The organism is Streptomyces sp. NPDC090021 (assembly GCF_044748225.1).
GTDB lineage: Bacteria > Actinomycetota > Actinomycetes > Streptomycetales > Streptomycetaceae > Streptomyces.
Window position 1 is genome coordinate 179,855 of sequence record NZ_JBIVFO010000008.1, and the last position, 18,831, is coordinate 198,685.

Genomic DNA, 18,831 nt, shown 5'->3' on the forward strand with positions numbered 1-18,831 from the left:
GCCACTCGCAAGATCTCGCCGCGCCACCGTCTCCGCCGGTCAGGCCGGGCACGCCGTCACGCCTCGGCGTCAGTGCCGCCCGAGGGCGTTTCCGCCTTCACGTGGAGAACGTCGCGGGCCTGCTCCGCCGCTCGGGCGAGGCTCTCGGCGACGAAGTCGAGAAAGCGCGCGACGCTCTCCAGGCGAACGGCGGCCGGGGTGCCCGGGCCGAGGACACCGGCGCCCTGCCGTGCGATGTCGACCTGCTGGTTGAGGGCGCGGACGCTGGCGACCATCGACTGGTACCAGAGGTTCTCGTCGATGACGTAGCGCTCCCTGCGCCCCTCGTCCCGCTCCCTGCGGACGAGGGCCTGCCCCTCCAGGAAGGCGATCGACTTGGAGATGGACGCCGGGCTGACCTGGAGGCGCTCGACGAGTTCGGCGGCGGTCATGCTGCCCGAATCGGCGGTGAGGAGACAGACCATCACCCGCGCGGTCATCCTGTTGGACAGCCCCGACTGCATCATCACGGCGGTGAACCGCTCCTCGTACTCGGCCACCGCCTCCGGGTCGCGGCCGTGCGGCAGGGCGGACGGCCCCGCACCCCGGGCCGCGGCGGGCTTGCGACGGCGGGCGCGGCGCTCGGTGGCGCGGTGGGCCGATTCCGCCCGGTAACCGGCGGGGCCGCCGTTGCGCATGACCTCGCGGGTGACCGTCGAGGTCGGACGGTCCAGGCGCCTGGCGATCTCGGCGTAGGCGAGGCCGTCGGCCACCCCCAGGGCGATCTGCTGGCGTTCCTGCTGAGTGAGCCTGCCTCCCGGCATCGCGGTCTCCTTCTGTGGTCCGTGAAGCTCCAGCATAGCGTTCACCACCAGTTCATTGCAACGGAACATCGCATTCTATTGCTTTAACCGCGTAGCCGTTGCAACGATTTATATCCTTCAACCTGCACAAACAACACTTGTACGCAACGAAAGAGTTGCCGAGTCTGCGAACGCAACGTAGCTTTTCCTACATCGGAAACAGCGGGCCGCAAGGGCGCCGCAGACGACGAAGGAGAAGCACCATGCAGCAGTTCGCCACCACCGCCCCGATCGCCGCCGTCCTGGACGTCCCCGCCGGACGCATCCGCTTCATCGCCGCCGACCGCACCGACACCACCGTCGAGATCCTCCCGGCCGACCCCTCCAAGGGCCGCGACGCGAAGGCCGCGGAGCAGACCACGGTCGAGTACGGCGACGGCGTCCTGCGGATCACGGCCGCGGAGCCGAAGAACCGGGTCCTCGGCACCCCCGGCTCCGTCGAGGTGACCGTCCAGCTCCCCGCCGGCTCCAGCGTCGAGGCCAGGACCGCGAGCGCCGAGATCCGGGGCGTCGGACGACTCGGCGACGTCACCCTCGACAGCGCGCACGGCGAGGTCAAGCTCGACGAGACCGCGAGCGCCCGCCTGACCCTCCAGGCCGGTGACATCTCCGTCGGCCGCCTCGGCGGGCCCGCGGAGATCAGCACCCAGAAGGGCGACCTGCACATCGCCGAGGCCGTGCGCGGCTCGGTCGTGCTGCACACCCAGGCCGGCGACATCTCCATCGGCGCCGCCCGCGGTGCCGCCGCCACCCTCGACGCCGGCACCTCCTATGGCCGCGTCCGCAACGCCCTCAAGAACGACGGCACCGGCGCCCACCTCGCCATCCACGCCACCACCGCCTACGGCGACATCACCGCCCGCAGCCTCTGAACCCCGCCCCCTGCCCCCCGGCCTCTGACCCGCAGCCCCCGAAGGAGTCCTCCCATGACCGAACCGGCCATCGCAGCACGCGGGCTGCGCAAGTCCTACGGCGACAAGAAGGTCCTCGACGGCATCGACCTGGCCGTTCCGGCCGGCACGGTCTTCTCCCTGCTCGGCCCGAACGGCGCCGGCAAGACCACCGCCGTCAAGATCCTCTCCACCCTCGTCGCCGCCGACGCCGGAGAACTGCGCGTGGCCGGCCACGACCTGGCCGCCGACCCGCAGGCGGTCCGCGCCGCGATCGGCGTCACCGGCCAGTTCTCCGCCGTCGACGGCCTGATCACCGGCGAGGAGAACATGCTCCTCATGGCGGACCTGCACCACCTGTCCAGGAAGGAAGGACGTCGGGTCACCGGCGAACTCCTGGCACGCTTCGACCTGGTGGAGGCCGCGAAGAAGCCCGCCGCCAGCTACTCCGGCGGCATGAAGCGCCGCCTCGACATCGCCATGACCCTGGTCGGCGGCCCGCGCGTCATCTTCCTCGACGAGCCCACCACCGGCCTCGACCCCCGCAGCCGCCACACCATGTGGCAGATCATCCGCGAGCTCGTCACCGGCGGCGTCACCGTCTTCCTCACCACCCAGTACCTGGAGGAGGCGGACCAGCTCGCCGACCGCATCGCGGTGCTCGACGGCGGGAGGATCGCCGCCGAGGGGACCGCCGAAGAACTCAAACGACTCGTCCCCGGCGGACACGTCAGGCTCCGCTTCACCGACCCGGCCGCCTACCGGGCCGCCGTCACCGCCCTGCCCGGGGCCACCCGCGACGACGAGACCCTGGCCCTGCGGGTCCCCAGCGACGGTAGCCAGCGCGACCTGCGCTCCGTCCTGGACCGGCTGGACTGTGCCGGCATCGAGGCAGACGAGCTGACCGTCCACACTCCCGACCTCGACGACGTCTTCTTCGCCCTGACCGGCAGCGCCGCCGCCATCCCCGCCCAGCCCAAGGAGAACGCCCGATGAGCTCGCTCACCCTCGCCGTCCGCGACTGCTCGACGATGCTGCGCCGCAACCTCCTGCACGCCCGGCGCTACCCGTCCCTGACGCTGAACCTGCTGCTCACCCCGGTGATGCTGCTGCTCCTCTTCGTCTACGTCTTCGGCGACGTGATGAGCGCGGGCATGGGCGGCGCCGACCGCTCCGACTACATCGCGTACGTCGTCCCGGGCATCCTGCTGCTGACCATCGGCTCCACCGTGATCGGGGCGGCGGTGTCCGTCGCCACCGACATGTCCGAGGGGATCATCGCCCGTTTCCGGACGATGGCGATCCACCGGAGCTCGGTCCTCGTCGGACACGTGGTCGGCAGCGTCCTGCAGTCGGTCGCCAGCGTCGTCCTCGTCGGCGCCGTCGCCGTCGCCATCGGCTTCCGCTCCAAGGACGCCACCGCGCTGGAATGGCTCGCCGCCTTCGGCCTCCTCGCCCTGTTCGCCCTCGCCCTCACCTGGATCGCTGTTGGCATGGGCATAGCCAGCCCCAACGCCGAGGCAGCCAGCAACAGCGCGCTGCCGCTGATCCTGCTCCCCCTCGTCTCCAGCGCCTTCACCCCCATCGAGGCGATGCCGGGCTGGTTCCGGCCGATCGCCGAGTACCAGCCCTTCACCCCCGCCATCGAGACCCTCCGGGGCCTCCTCCTCGGCACCGAGATCGGCAACAACGGGTGGCTGGCCCTCGCCTGGTCCCTGGGCCTCGCGGTACTCGGCCACCGCTGGTCGGCCTCGAAGTTCGGCCAGGACCCGAAGTAGCCACAAGGTCCCGTCGCCCGCCAGGCGTTGGTCCGGGAGTGGGCGGGCCCGTACGGGGCGCCGCGTACGGACCGTACGGGCCACCGCGTCCGTACGGGCCACCGCGTCCGTACGGGCCACCGCGTCCGTACGGGCCGCCGCGTCCGTACGGGCCGCCGCGTCCGTACGGGCCGCAGAGCCCACCCCGGGCACAGCCGCCGCCCGGGGCACAGCGGCCGCCCGGACAGCGCGCCCGACCTGCCGGAAGCCGGTTCCTCTGTTCTTCTGGCCGGTATGGCCTACACCCCCATGACCGCCCGCAGCCGCGACGAGCAGCACCGCTCCGCGACACCACTGGAGCTGTTCTTCGACCTGTGCTTCGTCGTCGCGATCGCCCAGGCCGGTGCCCGGCTGGTGCACGCGCTCGCGGAGGGCCATCCCGCCACCGGGGTGGTCGGCTACTTCTTCGTCTTCTTCGGCGTGTGGTGGGCCTGGATGAACTTCACCTGGTTCGCCTCCGCCTACGACTGCGACGACGTGCCGTACCGGATCGCGACGCTCGTCCAGATCTCCGGCGTGCTCGTCTACGCGGCCGGGGTGAGCGAGGCCTTCGACCAGAACGACTGGACCGTAGCCGTCATCGGCTACATCATCATGCGCGTCGCGCTGACGGCGCAGTGGCTGCGGGCCGCCGCCGGGGAGAGCGGCCCCGCCCGCAGGGCGGCCCTGACCTACGCGGCCGGGCTGGTGATCTGCCAGATCGGCTGGGTGGGGCTGCTGTTCGCGCCGGCCGACGCCCAGCGCTGGCTGTTCCTGGTCCTCGTCGCGGCCGAGCTGCTGGTCCCGGTGATCGCCGAGCGCGACCACCGGACGCCGTGGCACGCGCACCACATCGTGGAGCGCTACGGCCTGTTCACCATCATCGTGCTGGGCGAGACGATCGCGGCGAGCACGGTGGCCGTGAAGTCGGCGCTCGACGAGCACGAGGCCCTCGACCTGCTGCTCCCCATCGCCGCCGGCGGGCTGCTGATCGTGTTCGCCGCGTGGTGGATCTACTTCGCCGTACCGATGCACCAGCACCTGAACTCCAACCGGGAGGCCATTCCCTGGGGCTACGGACACCTGCTGGTCTTCGCGTCCGGTGCGGCGATCGGTGCGGGCATCGAGGTCGCGGTCGAGCACGCGGCCGGCAAGGCACACATCTCCCAGGTCGCCGCGAACGCCTCCGTCATGGTCCCGGCCGCGGGCTTCCTGTTCATGGTGTGGCTGCTGCACTCGCGCCACTTCAAGCGCGGCCTCGCCCAGCAGCTGGTGCTGCCGGTCGCCGGCCTGGTCACCCTCGCCTGCACCTGGACGGGCGCCTACGCCGTCCTCTACGCCGGACTCGTCGCCGTGGTCACCGTCACCGTCGGCGTGATCCTGGCCGAGCGGACGCGCGTCCCGGCCCGGTAGCCGCGGGCCAGCCGGACCGTCACCCCCGCGCCCCCGCCGCCGTTCTCCAGCGCAGGACGAGCAGCACCCACCGCCCGACTGGAGGCACGGCCATGACACTCCCGGCGCAACGCCACGGCACCGGACCCGGACCCGGACCCGGCAGAGAGCTGGCCGAGCCGGGCTTCTGGCAGCAGCCGCCCGCCCACCGGCTCGCCGCCTTCGCCCGCCTGCGCGCCGCCGAGGGCCCGGTGTTCGTGCCCGAGGGGGCCGGTCACTGGGCCCTGGTCCGCCACGCCCACGTACAGGAGGCCAGCCGGCTGCCCAAGGTCTTCGCCAGTGCCCCGGGGGTGACCACCCCCGAGCCGGCCCGGTGGGTCCGCGCCCTGTTCGGCGACTCGATGGTCAACCTCGACGGCCCGGACCACGCCCAGCTCCGCAAGATCGTCCAACGGGCCTTCACCCCGCGCCTGCTGGCCGCCGCCGAGGCCGACATCCACGCCGTGGCCGCCCGCATCGTGGACGACGTACTGGCCGACCGGCCCGACGAGTTCGTCTCGGCGGTGGCCTCCCGGCTGCCGCTGGAGGTCATCTGCAACATGATGGGCATCCCGGAGCGCTTCCGCGCCGAGATCGCCGACCGGGTCAACCACGCCTCCGAGCACATCGGCGTGGAACGCGGCCTGGCCTCCCGGCTGCGGATGCCCGGCCGCGGGCTGCGCGCGCTCGCCCGGATGCAGCGGATGGTGGCGGGCATCGGCCGGGAGCGGCGCAGGAACCCCACCGACGACCTGATCTCGGCGCTGGTCCGCGCGAACGTCGACGGGCAGGCCCTCGGGGCCCGCCAGCTCGGCGCCTTCTTCTCGCTGTTGATGGTGGCCGGGGTGGAGACCACCCGCAACGCCATCACCCACGGGCTGACCCTGCTGACCGACCACCCCGACCAGCGGGACCTGCTGCTGTCGGACTTCGAGGCGTACGCCGACGGCGCGGTGGACGAGATGATCCGGCACTCGACGCCGATCATCCAGTTCCGCCGGACGGTGGTCGCCGAGCACACCCTGGGCGGCCGGGTCCTGCGGCCGGGCGACAAGGTCGTCCTGTACTACGCCTCCGCCAACCGCGACGAGTCGGTCTTCCCGGACCCCGACGCCTTCGTCATCACCCGCTCGCCCAATCCTCACCTGGGCTTCGGCGGCGGCGGCCCGCACTTCTGCCTGGGTGCGCACCTGGCCCGGGTCGAGATGAAGGCGCTCTTCCGCGAGCTGCTGACCCGGCCGGTCGGGCTGCGCGCGGTGGGCCTGCCGGACCTGGCGGGCTCGAACTTCGACAACCGGGTCCGCTCGCTCAGGTTCGCCTTCGAACGGCCCTGAGGAAGGGACCTGAGGAAGGGACCGGGGGAAGGGACCGAGGGCAGGCCCCGGGGGGCGGGGACCGGCCACCGGGCAGGCTGGGAGCCCGGCGGCCGGAGCGGGTGGGCGCACGGGGCGGGCGCCCGGCGGGGCTACTTCTGCAGGCGCCGCACGGAGAGGACGCAGTGGGCGCTGCCCGTGAGGACCTCCTCGTCGCCCGCGAAGGCCTGGAGGGTCTTGGCGTCGACGGGGCGTCCGGGGACCGCCTCGGGCCAGGCGCGCGTGGCGAAGAGGAAGTAGGCCTGGCCGCTCTCGTCCGCCGCGGCGACCCACTCGTCGGGGGCGGTGCACTGCGCGTTCATCCCGGGCAGGGTGAGCGCGATCTGGTTGCCCTCCAGCAGGATCTGCACCGGGAAGCCGGCCGGGTTGCGGGTGCCGTCCATGACGACGTCGCCGATGGGCAGTCCGATCTCCTCCAGCAGCCCGCGTGCCGCCGCCTCACCGGCCTCCCGGCCCCCCGGGCCGTCGCCCAGGGTGTAGGCGAGGAGGTACGGGATGTCGTGCGCCTCGGAGGGGTCGCCGATCCAGGCGAGCACCGAAAGGGTGCCGAGCTGGGACCGGTCGATTTCGGCTTGAGTAGAAGTCATGCGCCGCACCCTAGTGGTCCCACGCCCGGGCCTTTCACGGCCTTTCACCCGGGCGGGCTAGACGGCCCAGAATCCCTCTCCGGTATTCGCCCTGATGTTCGCGTCCTGGTATTCGAGCCGCACGATGCGCGCGTTTTCCGGGATTTCGAACACCACCCATCCCTCTGCCCGCTCACCGACCGCGAGGGAATCGAAGACGATCGGTTTGCCGGTCGTCAGCTCACCGGTGGGAACCACCGGGTGGCGCTGCCCCGCGCCGTCGTGCGCCCACATGCGTCCGAGCGCCCCGTACGAGGCACCGCCCACGTTGACGAACGACATCGAGGCGGCGACCCAGCGTTTGCCGGCCGGCGGCGCGAAGTTCTTGTCCGTGCTGACCGCGGGGTCGACATAGGCACCGAGCACGACCTCCAGGTGGCGGCCGACCTGCGAGCCGTGCACCCGTACGGCGTCACCCACATGGGCATCCTTCGCGCCCGGCCGCAACGGGCCGCCCTCGCCCCCCGGAGCCCCGTCGTCCACCGGGACGGCCGGCGCCGCGGCGGGGGCGAGGGCGGCCCCCTCGGGAACGCTCCCGCAGGCGGTGACACCGAGCAGCAGGAGCGGGAGCAGGGCGAGGGCGGGGAGGCAGGGGAGGCCGGGGAGGGCGGACTGGCGCATACAAGATCCCTTCGGGGACGTGGTGCGGCCAGTTTCACGCGCCCGGGCAGGCAATTGCACACAACGACACGAGTGTGCGGAGCGAGTGCGTACGGCCACCTGCCAGCACAATGCGTTCCGGCGGAATCCCGCCGTCCGCACCCTTTGGAGGAAGAATGCGCATCTCCGCCCACCGAATGGCCCTGGCGGCCTTCTCCGCACTGGCCGCCACCACGCTGTTCAGCGCTCCGGCCGGCGCCACCGTTTTCAATCAAGGTATTTCCGTACATCACGACGCCTACGTCGCGGCGGACGGCACCGTCACCCTTTCCGGGTCCTACCACTGCGAGCAGGCGTCACCCACGGGGGCGATGCAGATCAGGGCGACCGTCGTCCAGGAGGACGGGCACCGGCTGAGCGTCGGCGCGGAGCAGCCCGTCTGTGACGGCACGGAGCGCCGGTGGGTGGCCACCGCCCCGGGACGCTGGGTGAACGTGCGGCCGGGCCACGCGGTGGTCACCGCCGAGCTGCAGGAGGTCCGCCTCTCGGGCCTGATGCCGAAGTCGGTCGCCACCGTCGCGCGGGACACGAAGGACGTCGAGGTGCGCAGGCACTGAAGCCCGTGCGCGGCCGTGGCGCCCTCCCGGTAGCCGCCGCTACCGGGACCGGCACTCGGGTGCGACGCCCGTCATCGACATGAACGCCACCGTCCGGCACCCGGGGTCCGTGTGCGGCCGTCCCGTCGTCCAGTCCACGACCGTGGGCACTCCGGCGGCCAGCAGGAGCACGGCGAGGACGCCGGTCACGGCCCCCAGGTTCAGCCTGCGCACAGCATGTTCCGTTCCATGGTCGGCATCATCACCCCGGCTCCCACCGCCCACAACCCGACGTGTCCGGGTGGTCACCCCGAGCTCCGGGGGCTGCCGCCGACGTCGAACTCGCACCACACCGCCTTGCCGTCGCCCCGGGACTCCACGCCCCAGTGCGTGGCCAGGGCGTCCACCAGGAGCAGTCCGCGACCCGTGGTGGCCGCCTCGCCGGGGCTGCGCCGGCGCGGCCACACGCTGGAGCGGTCCTTGACCCACAGCCGGATCCTGCGGACCGGCTCCGGGAGCACCTCCATGGTCAGCACCGCCCCGCCGTCGGTGTGCAGCAGGGCGTTGACCAGCAGCTCCCCCGCCGCCACCTCCACGTCGTCGGCGAGTTCGGGCACACCCCAGTCGCGCAGGGCCTGGCGCAGCGCGTAGCGGGCGTCCGAGAGGCCCTCGGGGTCGGCCTGGTGGATGTACTGGTGGATGCGCGGGGCCCGGTGGGTGCCGGGGTCGGGAGCCCTGCGCAGCACCAGCAGCGCCACGTCGTCCCCGGAGCCCCAGCGCTCCCACAGCCGGTCCGAGAGGTGGTCGGCGAGCGCCCCGGCGTCCTGGGGGCCGCTGCGCACCGCGTGGGCGAGGGCGTCCATGCCCGCGGTGATCGTCGTACCGGGTTCCTCCACGAGGCCGTCGGTGCACAGCACCAGCGTCTCGCCGGGAACGAGGTCGAGCTGGGTCTCGGGGAACTCCTCCTCCTCGAAGGCCGAGGCCAGCCCCAGCGGGAGGCCGCCGCGCACGTTGGGCCAGCCCGTTCGCCCGTCCGTGTGGCGGATCAGCGGGCCGAGGTGGCCCGCGCGGACCGCGCGTACGCCGCCGGTCTCCAGGTCCACCTGCGCGTACATGCAGGTGGCGAACCGCTCGGTGTCCAGTTCGGCGAGGAAGCGCGAGGCCCGCGCCAGCACCGTGGACGGCGGATGGCCCTCCCCCGCGTACGCCCGCAGCGCGATCCGCAGCTGGCCCATGATGGCCGCCGCGTGCGTGTCGTGGCCCTGTACGTCGCCCACGACGATGCCGACCCGGTTGCGGGGCAGCGCGATCACGTCGTACCAGTCCCCGCCGACCTCCCGACCGCTCCACGCGGCGTGGTAGCGGACCGCGATCTCCCCGCCGGAGATCTCCGGGATCCGGCGCGGCAGCATGGCCGCCTGCAGTCCGGTCGCGAATTCCCGCTCCTGGTCGAAGAGGAGCGCCCGCTGGAGCGACTGCGCCACGATGCCCGCCAGGCCCAGGCACAGGTTGCGCTCCTCGGGGCTGAACTCCTCGCGCCGGCGGTAGAAGAGGACCAGCCCGCCGATGGCCTTGGCCTGGGCGATCAACGGCAGGTAGGCGGCGGCCTCGAAGCGGATGCGGTTCAGGTAGTCCGCGAGGAGCGGGAATTCGCCGCCGAGCTCGCCGAGCGAGGTGACAAAACGTGCCTGCCTGGTCAGCACCGCGTGCGAGAGCGGAAGCGACCCGTCCATCCGGGTGAACCGGCGCTCGCTGAGGATCTCCAACGACTCCCCGCTCAGCGCGATGATCTTCATGGTGCCGCCCTCGACCAGCCCCAGGGCCAGGCCGTCCGCCCCGAGCCGCTCCAGCGCGCCCGCCCCGGTCAGCGCGGCCGTGACGTCGTCGACCGTCACCGCCCGCGACAGGGCCTCGGTGGTCCGCTGCACGATCGTCGTCTGCTGGGCGCGCGCCGCCTCCAGCTTGCGCAGCAGCGTCGCGTGGGCAAGCTCCGCCGCCGCGTCCCGGACGATCCCGGCGATGTACAGCGCCTGCCCCTCCTCGTCCCGCACCACCCGGCCCGTGGTGTGCGTCCACTGGTCACGGCCGTCGCGCCGGTGCACGGTGAAGTACGCGCCGAACGTCTCGCCGCCCTCCGCCAGGACACCGGCGATGGTCTCGCGCAGCCGGGCCGCGTCCTCGGGCCGCACGCGCAGGGCGGCGCCCTCCGCGGTGCCGTCGTACTCCTCCGGCTCCACGTCGAACACGCCCATGGCGGCCGCGTCCAGCGCCACCGTCCGCGAGCCCAGGTCCCACTCGAAACTGCCCATGCCGTTCAGCGCGAGCCGCTTCCCGGCGTCGGTCACGGGGATCCGCCGGCCCGGCCCGGGTCCGTCGCGCTCCGCCGCCACCCTCCGCACCCCCTACCGGCCGGGCCAGTACGGCTGGGAGATCAGGCGCTCCCACTCCTCGTCGGGCTGGCCCGGCAGGGTGCGCCCCGCCTCCCGCCAGCGCTGGACGACGGAGAGGTAGATCGTGGCCTGGTCGGCGGCGGAGGCCGTCGCGTACGGGCCCGCGTACGGGCCCGGTTGCCCGCCCGGGTACGAGGACCGGTCGTGCCCGCCCGGGTACGGGCCCGGATGCGGGCCCGCGTACTGGCCCGGATGCCCGCCCGGGTACGAGGACCGGTCGTGCCCGGCGGACATGGCTGTGGCGGACTGTTCGCCGCGGCTGGCGGGAATGCGTACCCAGCCGCGGCCCTGTGCTCGCTCCGCGCTCATCACGGACCCCTTCTCACCGCGGATCTCACCGCAGGTGCGTCTTCGGATGCCCCGGAGGCACCCCCGGACCCGGCCCGGAGGAAGCGGCCCGGCCGAGCCGGGCGCCCCCGGGGGAGCCCGGCCGCGGACCCCGGGCACCGAGGCGCTTGCGGACTCCTCTCACCAGTCTCCCCGCCGTGAAGCCCGCGCCGTGCACGAATCGCATGGAAGGGCCGAATGAGGGAGCCGTCAGCAGCCCCGCGAAGAACAGCCCGGGCCACGAGGACTCGAAGCCGGGGCCGAGCTCCGGGGCCCTGCCGTTGCCGACGGTCGTCAGCGCGGCGCGCAGCCCCGCGTCCAGCATCTCCAGCCGGGCCAGGTCCGGGGCGAAGCCGGTGGCAGCGATGACGTGGGAGACGTCCAGGACCACCGATTCGCCCGCGTGCGAGGTCAGCCCGAGCCGCGTCCGCTCGCCCACCGCCACCGCCCGGTGCAACCGGTGCCCCAGCAGCGCGGGCACGCGCCGCTCGAAGCGGTCCCGCAGCCACCAGGCGCCGGCCGGCCCCAGTGCGGTCGCCGCGATCCGCTCCCGGGTGTGCGCGGGCAGCCGGCGCACCGCCCAGGGCAGCTCCGACCACACCCAGCTGCGCCAGCCCGTGCCGAGACCGCTGTGCGGTTCGCGCAGGGCACGCAGCGGGGGCCGGCTCAGCGGCTGCGGAACGGTGTTCCAGTTCAGCCGGGAGCGCCGGGCGACCAGGCACGGCCGCGCCCCCTGCTCGGCCAGCAGGGCGGCGGTCTCCAGGGCCGCCTGTCCGGCCCCGAGCACCGCGACCTCGCGGCCCGCGAAACCGGACAGGTCCCGGTGGCCGCTGCTGTGCGAGTAGTGGCCGGGCGGGAGCTCCCGCAGCGCCTCGGGATGGTGGGTGAAGGGCATCACCCCGGCCGCGACGGCGACCGTGCGGGCGCGCAGGGGCGGTCCCTCGGCAGTGCGGACGCGGAAACCGTCGCCCTGCGGGGTCACCTCCGTGACGGTCACCTCCTCCACCTGCGGCCCGGCGTGCCGGGCGAACCAGATCCCGTACGCGCTGAACGTGCCGATGGGCAGCGGAGTGCCGTGTTCCGCGACCGTTCCGAGGGAGGCGCAGTACTCGGCCAGCGTGTGCCGCCCGTCCGGCGCGGACAGGTTGGAGGACCAGGGCTCCGACTTCAGGTACATGCCCTCGGGCATGTGGTCGCGCCACGAGGCCATGGGCCTCCCCAGCAGCCGTACGCCGAGACCCGCGGCGGCGGCGTGGGCGGCGATCGACAGCCCGTACGGGCCCGCACCGATCACCACGAGATCGTCGATCCGCGTCACAGCCGCTCCTCCGGCTCGATGGCCTCCCGCCCGGTCCCGCCCGCCGGGCCCGGCCCGGTCACCGCGTCACCAGTTCGTCCGGCTCGGCCGAGGCCTCCGGCGGAACGGGGCGGGAGACCGCCCCCGCGGAGCCCACGCCCGGCTGCTCCCGGCCGCGCTGGCGGGGCGCGCGGACGACCGCGCGCGCCGTACGGCGGCCCTGCGCCGGGACACCGCGAAGGACCCGTACCCCCTTGGCCGCGCCGCGTCCCAGGAACGCAGCGAGCATGGCCAGGAACGGCCGGACATCGTCCGCCGCGAACCAGGCCGCCTCGACCTGCGCCCGCCCGTCGGCCGGGCCCTGCTTCGGCGGTGCGGGGTCCGCCGCCGGCCGGCGGCGCGGCAGGGACCGGCCCCGGACCGCGGCCAGCAGCGCGTAGTTCTCCGCGACGAAGACGCGGCCCGCGCCGCCCGAGGGCTGCGGGACGCGTTGGCCCGTCAGGTCCAGGTACATCGCCTGGACCACGTCCAGCCCGGCGGCGTCCGTGAACAGCCTGAACTGCGCGCCCGGGCGGGGGTTGAAGTCCACCAGCCGGAAGACCCCGCGCTCGTCCCGGCGGAAGTCCAGGTCCAGGATGCCCTGGTAGCCGAGGCGTTCGGCGAGCCGCAGCGCGGCCTCCTCCACCGCCGGGTCGGGCAGCCAGCGGCCGACCGCCGTCAGCCCCGTGCGCACCGGCCAGGACAGCTCCTTGCGGCCCGATCCGGCGAGCAGCGGGCGGCCGCCCCGGGTGAAGGCGCCGTGGAAGAACCAGTCGGTGTCCGGGCCGGCCGGCAGGAACCGCTGGAGCAGCAGCCTGCTCCCGGCCTCGGCGGAGCGCTCGTACAGCCGGCGCGCCTCGGCGGTGGTGTGCACGAGGGTGGTGCTGCGCAGTCCGTCCGCCCCGGGGGGCAGCAGCCAGGGCCGGCTCCACTTCGCGACCACCGGCAGGCCCAGCCGCCAGGCGACCTCCGCCGCCTCGGCTCCGCTCGCCGGGACCACGGTCTCCGGGTGCGGGACGTCCCATCGTGAACAGAGCCTGGCCAACTCGGCCTTGTCGGCCACCCGGGCGGGCAGGTTGTCCGGCTGGTGGGGGATCCGGAAGCGGTCGCGGAGCGCCGGGGCGACCCGGGAGACGGAGATGGCGCTCAGGTCGTCCATGGCGATGAGCACGGCGGGACGGCCGATCCGCTCCGACACCGCGGTCAGGCACTCCAGCAGGGCCTCGGGCGTCTGCGGGTCGAGTCCGCCGACGGGCCCGGGGTGCGCGGCGCGCAGGTACCGCGACCGCCCCGTGGGACCTCCCCCGGCCTCGACGACGGCATGGACCTCCACACCCTTGCGGCCGAGGGATCTGACCGCGCCGAGGGTTCCGTGGTGGAACGGATTGCGGTCGAGTCTGAGCACAACGGCGGGCACATGGTTGGCGAACGCGTGCATGGCAACGGTGTCTTTCACCTAGTCGGACCAAGCGGGGGTGGTGTGGAGCTGCGAATGGCCTACCCGGCAGTCACCGAACAGGCAGTTCGTCAGATCTGATGCCAACGTCTTCGACAAGCACACCGATTCGGGAGAGCTCGGGAGACGCCATGCCCAGACCACGCCGCCGACTGGCGAGCACCTGCGTCGGTACGCTCACGGCCGGGCTGCTGGCCACCGGGGCCGCCCTCGCGGCGCCCGAGAAGAACCGGACCGATGACTCCGGCATCGCGATGGGCGCCTACCTCGACTACGGACCCAGCGGGGTGGCCCGCATCCCGTACCTCTCGCGCTGGCTGGGCGGCAGGGAGATCCGCGTCGGCCACACCTATCTCCCCGGCGACCAGTGGGCCGGCATCGAGGGCCGGGTCTCCTTCCTGGAGGACTGGGCGCGGTGGCGGCTGGCGGACGACGACCGGATGTTCGTCCTCAACGTGCCCATGCAGGCGCGCAACGAGGCGCGGGTGCCCGACCAGCAGGTGGCCCGGCTGATCCGGGCGGGCGCGCGCGGCGACCACGACGAGCACTTCCGCCGGCTCGCCGAGCGGCTGGTGTCGCTGGGGGTCCCCGACACCGTGATCGTGCTCGGCTGGGAGATGAACGGCGTCACCTACACCCACCGGTGCCGGCCCGACCCGGCGAACTGGAAGGTGTACTGGCGGCGCGTCGTCGACGTGATGCGCGCCGTGCCCGGCCAGAGGTTCAAGTTCGACTTCGCCCCGAACCGGGGTACGGACGCGATCGGCTGGACGAAGTGCTACCCGGGCGACGACCACGTCGACATCATCGGGATGGACTCCTACGACCAGGCCCCCGGAGAGACCTTCGACGAGCAGATCTCCCAGCCGTACGGGCTCCAGAAGCACGTCGACTTCGCGCGGGCGCACCGCAAGGCGATCTCCTACCCGGAGTGGGGGCTGTTCCGGCGCGGGGACAACGCGGAGTACGTGCGGCGCATGCTGCGGTGGATCGAGCAGCACAAGCCGCTCTACCACACCATCACCGACTACTGCCCGCACGGCGTGTGGCAGTGCAAGCAGAACCCCGAGTCCTCGAAGGCATTCCGGGACGCGCTGATGCCGGAGGCGCCCGGCCCGGTGCCCACGCCGGTCGTCCCCACGCCGGTCGTCCCCACGCCGGTCGTACCCACGCCGGTCGTGCCCACACCCGTGGTGCCGACCCCCGTGGTGCCCACGCCGGCCGTGCCCACGCCGCAGGTCCCCACACCCGCCGTCCCCACCCCGGCCGTACCCACCCCGCAGGTGCCCACACCCGCCGTGCCCACGCCGCAGGTGCCCACCCCGGCCGTGCCCACGCCGCAGGTCCCGACGCCCGACGTCCCGACCCCGGTCGCCCCGACTCCGGCCGTGCCCACCCCGCAAGTCCCCACCCCGGCCGTACCCACGCCGCAGGTGCCCACGCCCGACGTCCCGACCCCGGTCGCACCGAGCCCCGAGGTCCCCGTACCCGTCAGTCCCCGTCCCACGCCGCCGGAGCCGAGCCCCGAGGTCCCCGAGCCCGTCGTCACCCCCAGCCCCGCAGTGCCGGAGCCCTCCCCCGCGGCGCCCTCGCCGGTGGCACCGGCGCCCGTCACGCCGGGACCGGTCGTGCCGAAGCCCGAGCCGACTCCGGCCGGACCCCTGCCGCAGCCGCAGCAGCCGCCGCTCAACAGCAGGCAGTGGTGCGTACCGCTCAACTTCGGCGAGTGGCTGTCCAAGCTCGTCGGCAAGCAGTCGGTCTGCTTCACCATCGACCTGGGGAAGGACTCCGGCTTCTGGCCCTTCTAGACGGGTCATCGCACCCGCAGCTCGTTGAGCCGCGCCCGCCAGTCCCTGGCGGCCGGCAGCGCCTCCCGCAGCGCTCCCACCGCCCGCTCGCGCCCCGTCACCTGCGACTCGTGCAGCCGCAGCAGGGGCGCGAGCGCGCTCGGTGCCATCAGGAAGCGCTGGTTGACGACCGTCTCGGGCCGCCAGTGGTTCTTGTACGGCTCGTTGCCCCGCAGGAAGCTCACCACCGGCCGGCCCTCTGCCAGCGCCCGCCCGGCCTCGTAGCGCAGCAGCAGCGTCGCCACGTCCACCTTGCGCGCCCGCAGGTCCGGGTCCGCCCCGTAGAGGTAGCCGCCGCTCAGTCCCGCCGACAGCAGGGTGACGTTGGCCGCCACCACCTTCCCGTCGAGCCGGAACTCCGTCAGCCGGCCCTCCCCCGCCCGCACCATCCGGCGGGTGGCCCGGGTCAGGTGCTCGGCGAAGCGGGGGCGCAGGTGCTCCGGGGTCACCCCGCGGCCGCGCCACTGCTTCTCGTGCAGCCGCAGCAGGTTCCGTACCGCACGCGGCACTTCCTGCTCGGTGGCCTCGTGCTCCTCGATCCCGGCCGCGTCGGTCTTGCGCAGCTTGGCCCGCACCCGCTGGGCGCCGGAGGCCGGCATCCGCTTGACCAGTTCGTCGAACGGCAGGGTCGGCAGCTCCATGCACGTGGAGTCGGCGAGCCGGCTGCCGATCCCGGGCCACTGCCGGTACAGCTCCTCGGCGGCGGCCCCGGGGCGCACCTCCCGCAGGTCGACCACCGCGCCGCGGGCCGCCCGGTGCAGCCCCCGGGCCAGCGCCGGCACGACCCGGCCGGCGTGCTCCGCGGCCACGAGGACGTCGAAGTAGTCGGTGATCGGGCCGCCCAGGGGCACCAGCAGCGGGATCGGCCGGTGCACGAGCATCAGGGGGGCCGCGCCGACCAGTTCCCCGCCGCGCCGGACCAGGACGATCCGGAGCCGCCCCTCCTTCCCGTACGACAGCCACCAGGAGTGCAGCCAGGCGTGGCTCTGGAAGGGGGTGGCGGTGGGACAGGCGCGGACGAGCCGGTTCCACGGCTCTTCCAGCGCGGCGAACTGCCGGGGGTCGCGGCACAGCGTCACCGACAGGGCCCCGGCGGAGCCCCGACTCATCGAACGGACTCCTTCTCCTTGGCCGAGACCGGCTCACCCTGGGCGGGGAGCGTGGCGTACTCCTCGGCCGGAGCCCCGGCCGCGCGCTCCGCGACGGGCTCGGCCACCGGACCGGCTGCGGACGCGCCTTCCCCGGGGCGCCGCGCGCGCCCGGGCCGGGCGAGCAGCCACAGGCCGCCCAGCAGCCCGCCGGCGCACGTCCCCACGGCGCCGCTGACGGCGGCGGACGGGGAGGCGGGCTCGGTGGGGGCCACGGCCTGGTTGAAGAGGAGCAGCTGGACGCCGGTGTTCTTGGCGGCCTGGTTGCTGCTCAGCGACAGGGCGTCGGCGACCGCGTTCGCGATGTCGGCGGCCTCGGCGGGGCTCTTGGAGGTACCGGTGATGGCGATCATCGGGGACTCGGGGGAGGTCTCGGCCCGCACCTGGGTCCGCAGCTCCCGCGTGGTGATGCCCGCGCGGGGCTGCGCGTAGGCGAGGGTGGAACTGCTGGTGGCGATACGGGCGTACGCCTGCGCGAAGCCGAGGGCGGTGGCGGGCTCGGTGGTGTCGTCGGGCACGGCCACGACGTAGCTGGTGGCGGCGTACTCGGGGGCCTTGAGCACCCCGTACGCCCCGCCGGCGGCCAGCCCCAGCACGGCGCAGGCGGGCAGCGGCCACCACACGGGGGGCCGGGTGAGACGCCGCCCGGACCTCTTCCCGGAGCGGTGGTCGGCCCTCTTCCCGGGCTTCTGCTCGGGCTTCTCGGAGTTCTTCTCGGAGTTCTTCTCGGCGCTGTCGGCCATGGTGGTGCTCGCTTCCTGGAGGGGGTGGTTCCTTCGGGTCCCGGCGGGACCCCTTCGGGGGTGGGGGTCAGCCGCGGGCGTCCGGCGTCCGCCGGGGGGAGCCGGGCGCGGGCACCGTCGGCCCCGCCGGCGATCGCGGATGCGGGCCCGGGCCCGCATCCGCGGCGGGTTCCGGAGCCTGCGGGTCCGGCGCGGTGCTCCGGGCCGTGGCCGCCGTCCCGGCCGTCCCGGCCGCGCCCGGTGCGGCCGAGAGGGCGAGGTCGTACACGTCCAGCAGCCGCCGCGCGCTGTGGGCGATGTCGTAGCGGCGGACGACCGGCGGCGGGGGCAGTCGGCGGGCGCCCGCCTCCATGTGGCCGCGCAGCGCCGCGACGAGTTCCTCGGTGCCGGTGCCGATGCGGCGGGCGCCGGGGGCCTCGGCGGCGGGCAGGTCGTCGATGGCGGGGCAGGTCACGTGCAGGACGGGGAGTCCGGCGGCCAGAGCCTCCACGACCGCGAGCCCGAAGGCCTCCTCCCGCGACGGCGAGACGAAGACGTCCATGGCGGCCAGCAGGGCCGGGATGCCCGGGGTACGGCCGTCCGCGCTGTCGCCCAGCGGGTCCCGCTCCCCCAGCAGGTGGATCCGGCTCTGCGCACCGAGTTCGGCGGCCAGTCGGCGCAGCCCCGCCCGCTCGGGGCCGTCCCCGGCCAGCAGCAGGTGCGCGCCCGGCAGCGCGGCCACGGCCCGCACCAGGAGGTCGAACCGTTTGCCGGGGACCAGCCGGCCGACCCCGCCCACCACGAAGGCCCGCTCGGGCAGCCCGGTGCGGGCCCGGGTGGCCCGGCGCACGCCCTCGTCGAAACGGAAGCGGGCGGCCTCGATCCCGTTGGGGACGACGTGGACCCGCGCGGCCGGTACCCCCCACCCCTCCAGCCGGGCGGCGACGGTGTCCGAGACGGCCACGGTCGCCGCGCCCAGGCGTTCACTGGCCAGGTACAGCGCGCGCACCCCGCCCGAGAGCGGCCGGCCCTCGATCTCGCCCTCGCCGAGGGAGTGTTCGGTGGCGACGGTCGTCCCGGTGCCCGCGAGCCGGGCCGCGAGGCGCCCGTACACGCAGGCCCGGTACAGGTGGGTGTGCACGAGGTCGTACCGGCCGCTGCGGATGAAGCGCACGAGCCTCGGCAGGGCGCCCAGGTCCCGGTTGCCGCGCATCCCCAGGTGCACGACCCGCACCCCGTCGGCGCGCAGCCCCTCGGCCACCGGGCCGGGGTTGGTCAGTGTCAGGACGTCGCACTGCATGGGCATGTGCCGCAGGAGCAGCCGCAGTTGCTGCTCGGCGCCGCCGACACCGAGGCCGGTGATGACGTGCAGCGCCCTGACCGATTCGATC

18 protein-coding genes are annotated in these 18,831 nt (G+C 74.0%); 7 read left to right on the top strand and 11 right to left on the bottom strand.

Annotated features, from left to right (window positions below; all coding sequences use genetic code 11):
• Positions 1 to 56: 56 nt before the first annotated feature.
• A complete protein-coding gene (locus ACIPXC_RS08660; protein ID WP_401614898.1) occupies positions 57 to 803 on the bottom strand; it encodes a helix-turn-helix domain-containing protein in 747 nt (248 codons plus the stop codon).
• Positions 804 to 1,045: 242 nt separating this feature from the next.
• Here ACIPXC_RS08660 and ACIPXC_RS08665 point away from each other — a divergent pair, with 242 nt between their 5' ends.
• From ACIPXC_RS08665 to ACIPXC_RS08685, 5 genes are all read left to right on the top strand, one after another.
• On the top strand, positions 1,046 to 1,714 hold the full coding sequence (locus ACIPXC_RS08665) for a DUF4097 family beta strand repeat-containing protein (protein WP_401614901.1): 669 nt from the start codon (positions 1,046 to 1,048) through the stop codon (positions 1,712 to 1,714).
• A gap of 54 nt (positions 1,715 to 1,768) precedes the next feature.
• The gene (locus ACIPXC_RS08670; RefSeq protein WP_401614904.1) at positions 1,769 to 2,728 is read left to right on the top strand and encodes an ATP-binding cassette domain-containing protein; all 960 of its coding nucleotides are present in this window, start codon (positions 1,769 to 1,771) and stop codon (positions 2,726 to 2,728) included.
• On the top strand, positions 2,725 to 3,510 hold the full coding sequence (locus ACIPXC_RS08675; RefSeq protein ID WP_401614907.1) for an ABC transporter permease: 786 nt from the start codon (positions 2,725 to 2,727) through the stop codon (positions 3,508 to 3,510). The genes ACIPXC_RS08670 and ACIPXC_RS08675 overlap by 4 nt, the downstream gene beginning before the upstream one ends.
• Positions 3,511 to 3,783: 273 nt before the next feature.
• Entirely contained in the window at positions 3,784 to 4,941 is a 1,158-nt protein-coding gene (locus ACIPXC_RS08680) for a low temperature requirement protein A (protein ID WP_401614910.1), read from the top strand.
• A gap of 92 nt (positions 4,942 to 5,033) precedes the next feature.
• Positions 5,034 to 6,293: a cytochrome P450 gene (locus ACIPXC_RS08685; protein ID WP_401614913.1), complete on the top strand. Its 1,260-nt coding sequence runs from the start codon at positions 5,034 to 5,036 to the stop codon at positions 6,291 to 6,293.
• A 131-nt stretch (positions 6,294 to 6,424) separates the two neighbouring features.
• Here ACIPXC_RS08685 and ACIPXC_RS08690 read toward each other — a convergent pair whose 3' ends face one another.
• Together ACIPXC_RS08690 and ACIPXC_RS08695 are read right to left on the bottom strand one after the other, a co-directional pair.
• Positions 6,425 to 6,919, bottom strand: a complete 495-nt coding sequence (locus tag ACIPXC_RS08690) for a DUF5949 family protein (protein WP_030852554.1) — start codon at positions 6,917 to 6,919, stop codon at positions 6,425 to 6,427.
• A 57-nt stretch (positions 6,920 to 6,976) separates the two neighbouring features.
• Entirely contained in the window at positions 6,977 to 7,579 is a 603-nt protein-coding gene (locus ACIPXC_RS08695) for a DUF4352 domain-containing protein (RefSeq protein WP_401614916.1), read from the bottom strand.
• A 155-nt stretch (positions 7,580 to 7,734) separates the two neighbouring features.
• Here ACIPXC_RS08695 and ACIPXC_RS08700 point away from each other — a divergent pair, with 155 nt between their 5' ends.
• A complete protein-coding gene (locus ACIPXC_RS08700) occupies positions 7,735 to 8,175 on the top strand; it encodes a DUF6299 family protein (protein ID WP_401614919.1) in 441 nt (146 codons plus the stop codon).
• Positions 8,176 to 8,214: 39 nt separating this feature from the next.
• Here ACIPXC_RS08700 and ACIPXC_RS08705 read toward each other — a convergent pair whose 3' ends face one another.
• The 5 genes from ACIPXC_RS08705 to ACIPXC_RS08725 form a co-directional block, all read right to left on the bottom strand.
• Positions 8,215 to 8,388: a hypothetical protein gene (locus tag ACIPXC_RS08705; protein WP_401614922.1), complete on the bottom strand. Its 174-nt coding sequence runs from the start codon at positions 8,386 to 8,388 to the stop codon at positions 8,215 to 8,217.
• A 71-nt stretch (positions 8,389 to 8,459) separates the two neighbouring features.
• Positions 8,460 to 10,463, bottom strand: coding sequence for a SpoIIE family protein phosphatase (locus tag ACIPXC_RS08710; protein ID WP_401614985.1), 2,004 nt, complete (start codon positions 10,461 to 10,463; stop codon positions 8,460 to 8,462).
• Positions 10,464 to 10,556: 93 nt separating this feature from the next.
• Entirely contained in the window at positions 10,557 to 10,913 is a 357-nt protein-coding gene (locus ACIPXC_RS08715) for a hypothetical protein (protein WP_401614925.1), read from the bottom strand.
• Between the two features lie 25 nt (positions 10,914 to 10,938).
• Positions 10,939 to 12,240 (bottom strand): NAD(P)-binding domain-containing protein, encoded by a 1,302-nt coding sequence (locus tag ACIPXC_RS08720; protein ID WP_401614988.1) that lies wholly within the window; start codon positions 12,238 to 12,240, stop codon positions 10,939 to 10,941.
• A 67-nt stretch (positions 12,241 to 12,307) separates the two neighbouring features.
• A complete protein-coding gene (locus ACIPXC_RS08725; protein ID WP_401614928.1) occupies positions 12,308 to 13,705 on the bottom strand; it encodes an ATP-grasp domain-containing protein in 1,398 nt (465 codons plus the stop codon).
• A gap of 149 nt (positions 13,706 to 13,854) precedes the next feature.
• Here ACIPXC_RS08725 and ACIPXC_RS08730 point away from each other — a divergent pair, with 149 nt between their 5' ends.
• Entirely contained in the window at positions 13,855 to 15,531 is a 1,677-nt protein-coding gene (locus ACIPXC_RS08730) for a glycosyl hydrolase (protein WP_401614931.1), read from the top strand.
• 5 nt (positions 15,532 to 15,536) lie between these two features.
• On the opposite strand, the gene ACIPXC_RS08735 is transcribed toward ACIPXC_RS08730, so the two are convergent.
• From ACIPXC_RS08735 to ACIPXC_RS08745, 3 genes are all read right to left on the bottom strand, one after another.
• On the bottom strand, positions 15,537 to 16,679 hold the full coding sequence (locus ACIPXC_RS08735; protein ID WP_401614934.1) for a GNAT family N-acetyltransferase: 1,143 nt from the start codon (positions 16,677 to 16,679) through the stop codon (positions 15,537 to 15,539).
• Positions 16,676 to 17,461 carry a lipopolysaccharide biosynthesis protein gene (locus ACIPXC_RS08740; protein ID WP_401614937.1) on the bottom strand — a complete coding sequence of 262 codons (786 nt, stop codon included), beginning with the start codon at positions 17,459 to 17,461 and terminating at the stop codon, positions 16,676 to 16,678. The genes ACIPXC_RS08735 and ACIPXC_RS08740 overlap by 4 nt, the downstream gene beginning before the upstream one ends.
• A 67-nt stretch (positions 17,462 to 17,528) precedes the next feature.
• Positions 17,529 to 18,830, bottom strand: a complete 1,302-nt coding sequence (locus tag ACIPXC_RS08745; RefSeq protein WP_401614991.1) for a glycosyltransferase — start codon at positions 18,828 to 18,830, stop codon at positions 17,529 to 17,531.
• Between the last annotated feature and the right edge of the window lies 1 nt (position 18,831).

What these genes read in the sequence shown, in the direction of transcription:
- ACIPXC_RS08660 (WP_401614898.1), bottom strand. Translation starts at nt 803, where the DNA reads ATGCCGGGAGGCAGGCTCACTCAGCAGGAACGCCAGCAGATCGCCCTG.
- ACIPXC_RS08710 (WP_401614985.1), bottom strand. Translation starts at nt 10,463, where the DNA reads ATGGGCAGTTTCGAGTGGGACCTGGGCTCGCGGACGGTGGCGCTGGAC.
- ACIPXC_RS08670 (WP_401614904.1), top strand. Translation starts at nt 1,769, where the DNA reads ATGACCGAACCGGCCATCGCAGCACGCGGGCTGCGCAAGTCCTACGGC.
- ACIPXC_RS08700 (WP_401614919.1), top strand. Translation starts at nt 7,735, where the DNA reads ATGCGCATCTCCGCCCACCGAATGGCCCTGGCGGCCTTCTCCGCACTG.
- ACIPXC_RS08675 (WP_401614907.1), top strand. Translation starts at nt 2,725, where the DNA reads ATGAGCTCGCTCACCCTCGCCGTCCGCGACTGCTCGACGATGCTGCGC.
- ACIPXC_RS08730 (WP_401614931.1), top strand. Translation starts at nt 13,855, where the DNA reads ATGCCCAGACCACGCCGCCGACTGGCGAGCACCTGCGTCGGTACGCTC.
- ACIPXC_RS08740 (WP_401614937.1), bottom strand. Translation starts at nt 17,461, where the DNA reads ATGGCCGACAGCGCCGAGAAGAACTCCGAGAAGAACTCCGAGAAGCCC.
- ACIPXC_RS08715 (WP_401614925.1), bottom strand. Translation starts at nt 10,913, where the DNA reads ATGAGCGCGGAGCGAGCACAGGGCCGCGGCTGGGTACGCATTCCCGCC.
- ACIPXC_RS08725 (WP_401614928.1), bottom strand. Translation starts at nt 13,705, where the DNA reads ATGCACGCGTTCGCCAACCATGTGCCCGCCGTTGTGCTCAGACTCGAC.
- ACIPXC_RS08680 (WP_401614910.1), top strand. Translation starts at nt 3,784, where the DNA reads ATGGCCTACACCCCCATGACCGCCCGCAGCCGCGACGAGCAGCACCGC.
- ACIPXC_RS08665 (WP_401614901.1), top strand. Translation starts at nt 1,046, where the DNA reads ATGCAGCAGTTCGCCACCACCGCCCCGATCGCCGCCGTCCTGGACGTC.
- ACIPXC_RS08695 (WP_401614916.1), bottom strand. Translation starts at nt 7,579, where the DNA reads ATGCGCCAGTCCGCCCTCCCCGGCCTCCCCTGCCTCCCCGCCCTCGCC.
- ACIPXC_RS08690 (WP_030852554.1), bottom strand. Translation starts at nt 6,919, where the DNA reads ATGACTTCTACTCAAGCCGAAATCGACCGGTCCCAGCTCGGCACCCTT.
- ACIPXC_RS08685 (WP_401614913.1), top strand. Translation starts at nt 5,034, where the DNA reads ATGACACTCCCGGCGCAACGCCACGGCACCGGACCCGGACCCGGACCC.
- ACIPXC_RS08735 (WP_401614934.1), bottom strand. Translation starts at nt 16,679, where the DNA reads ATGAGTCGGGGCTCCGCCGGGGCCCTGTCGGTGACGCTGTGCCGCGAC.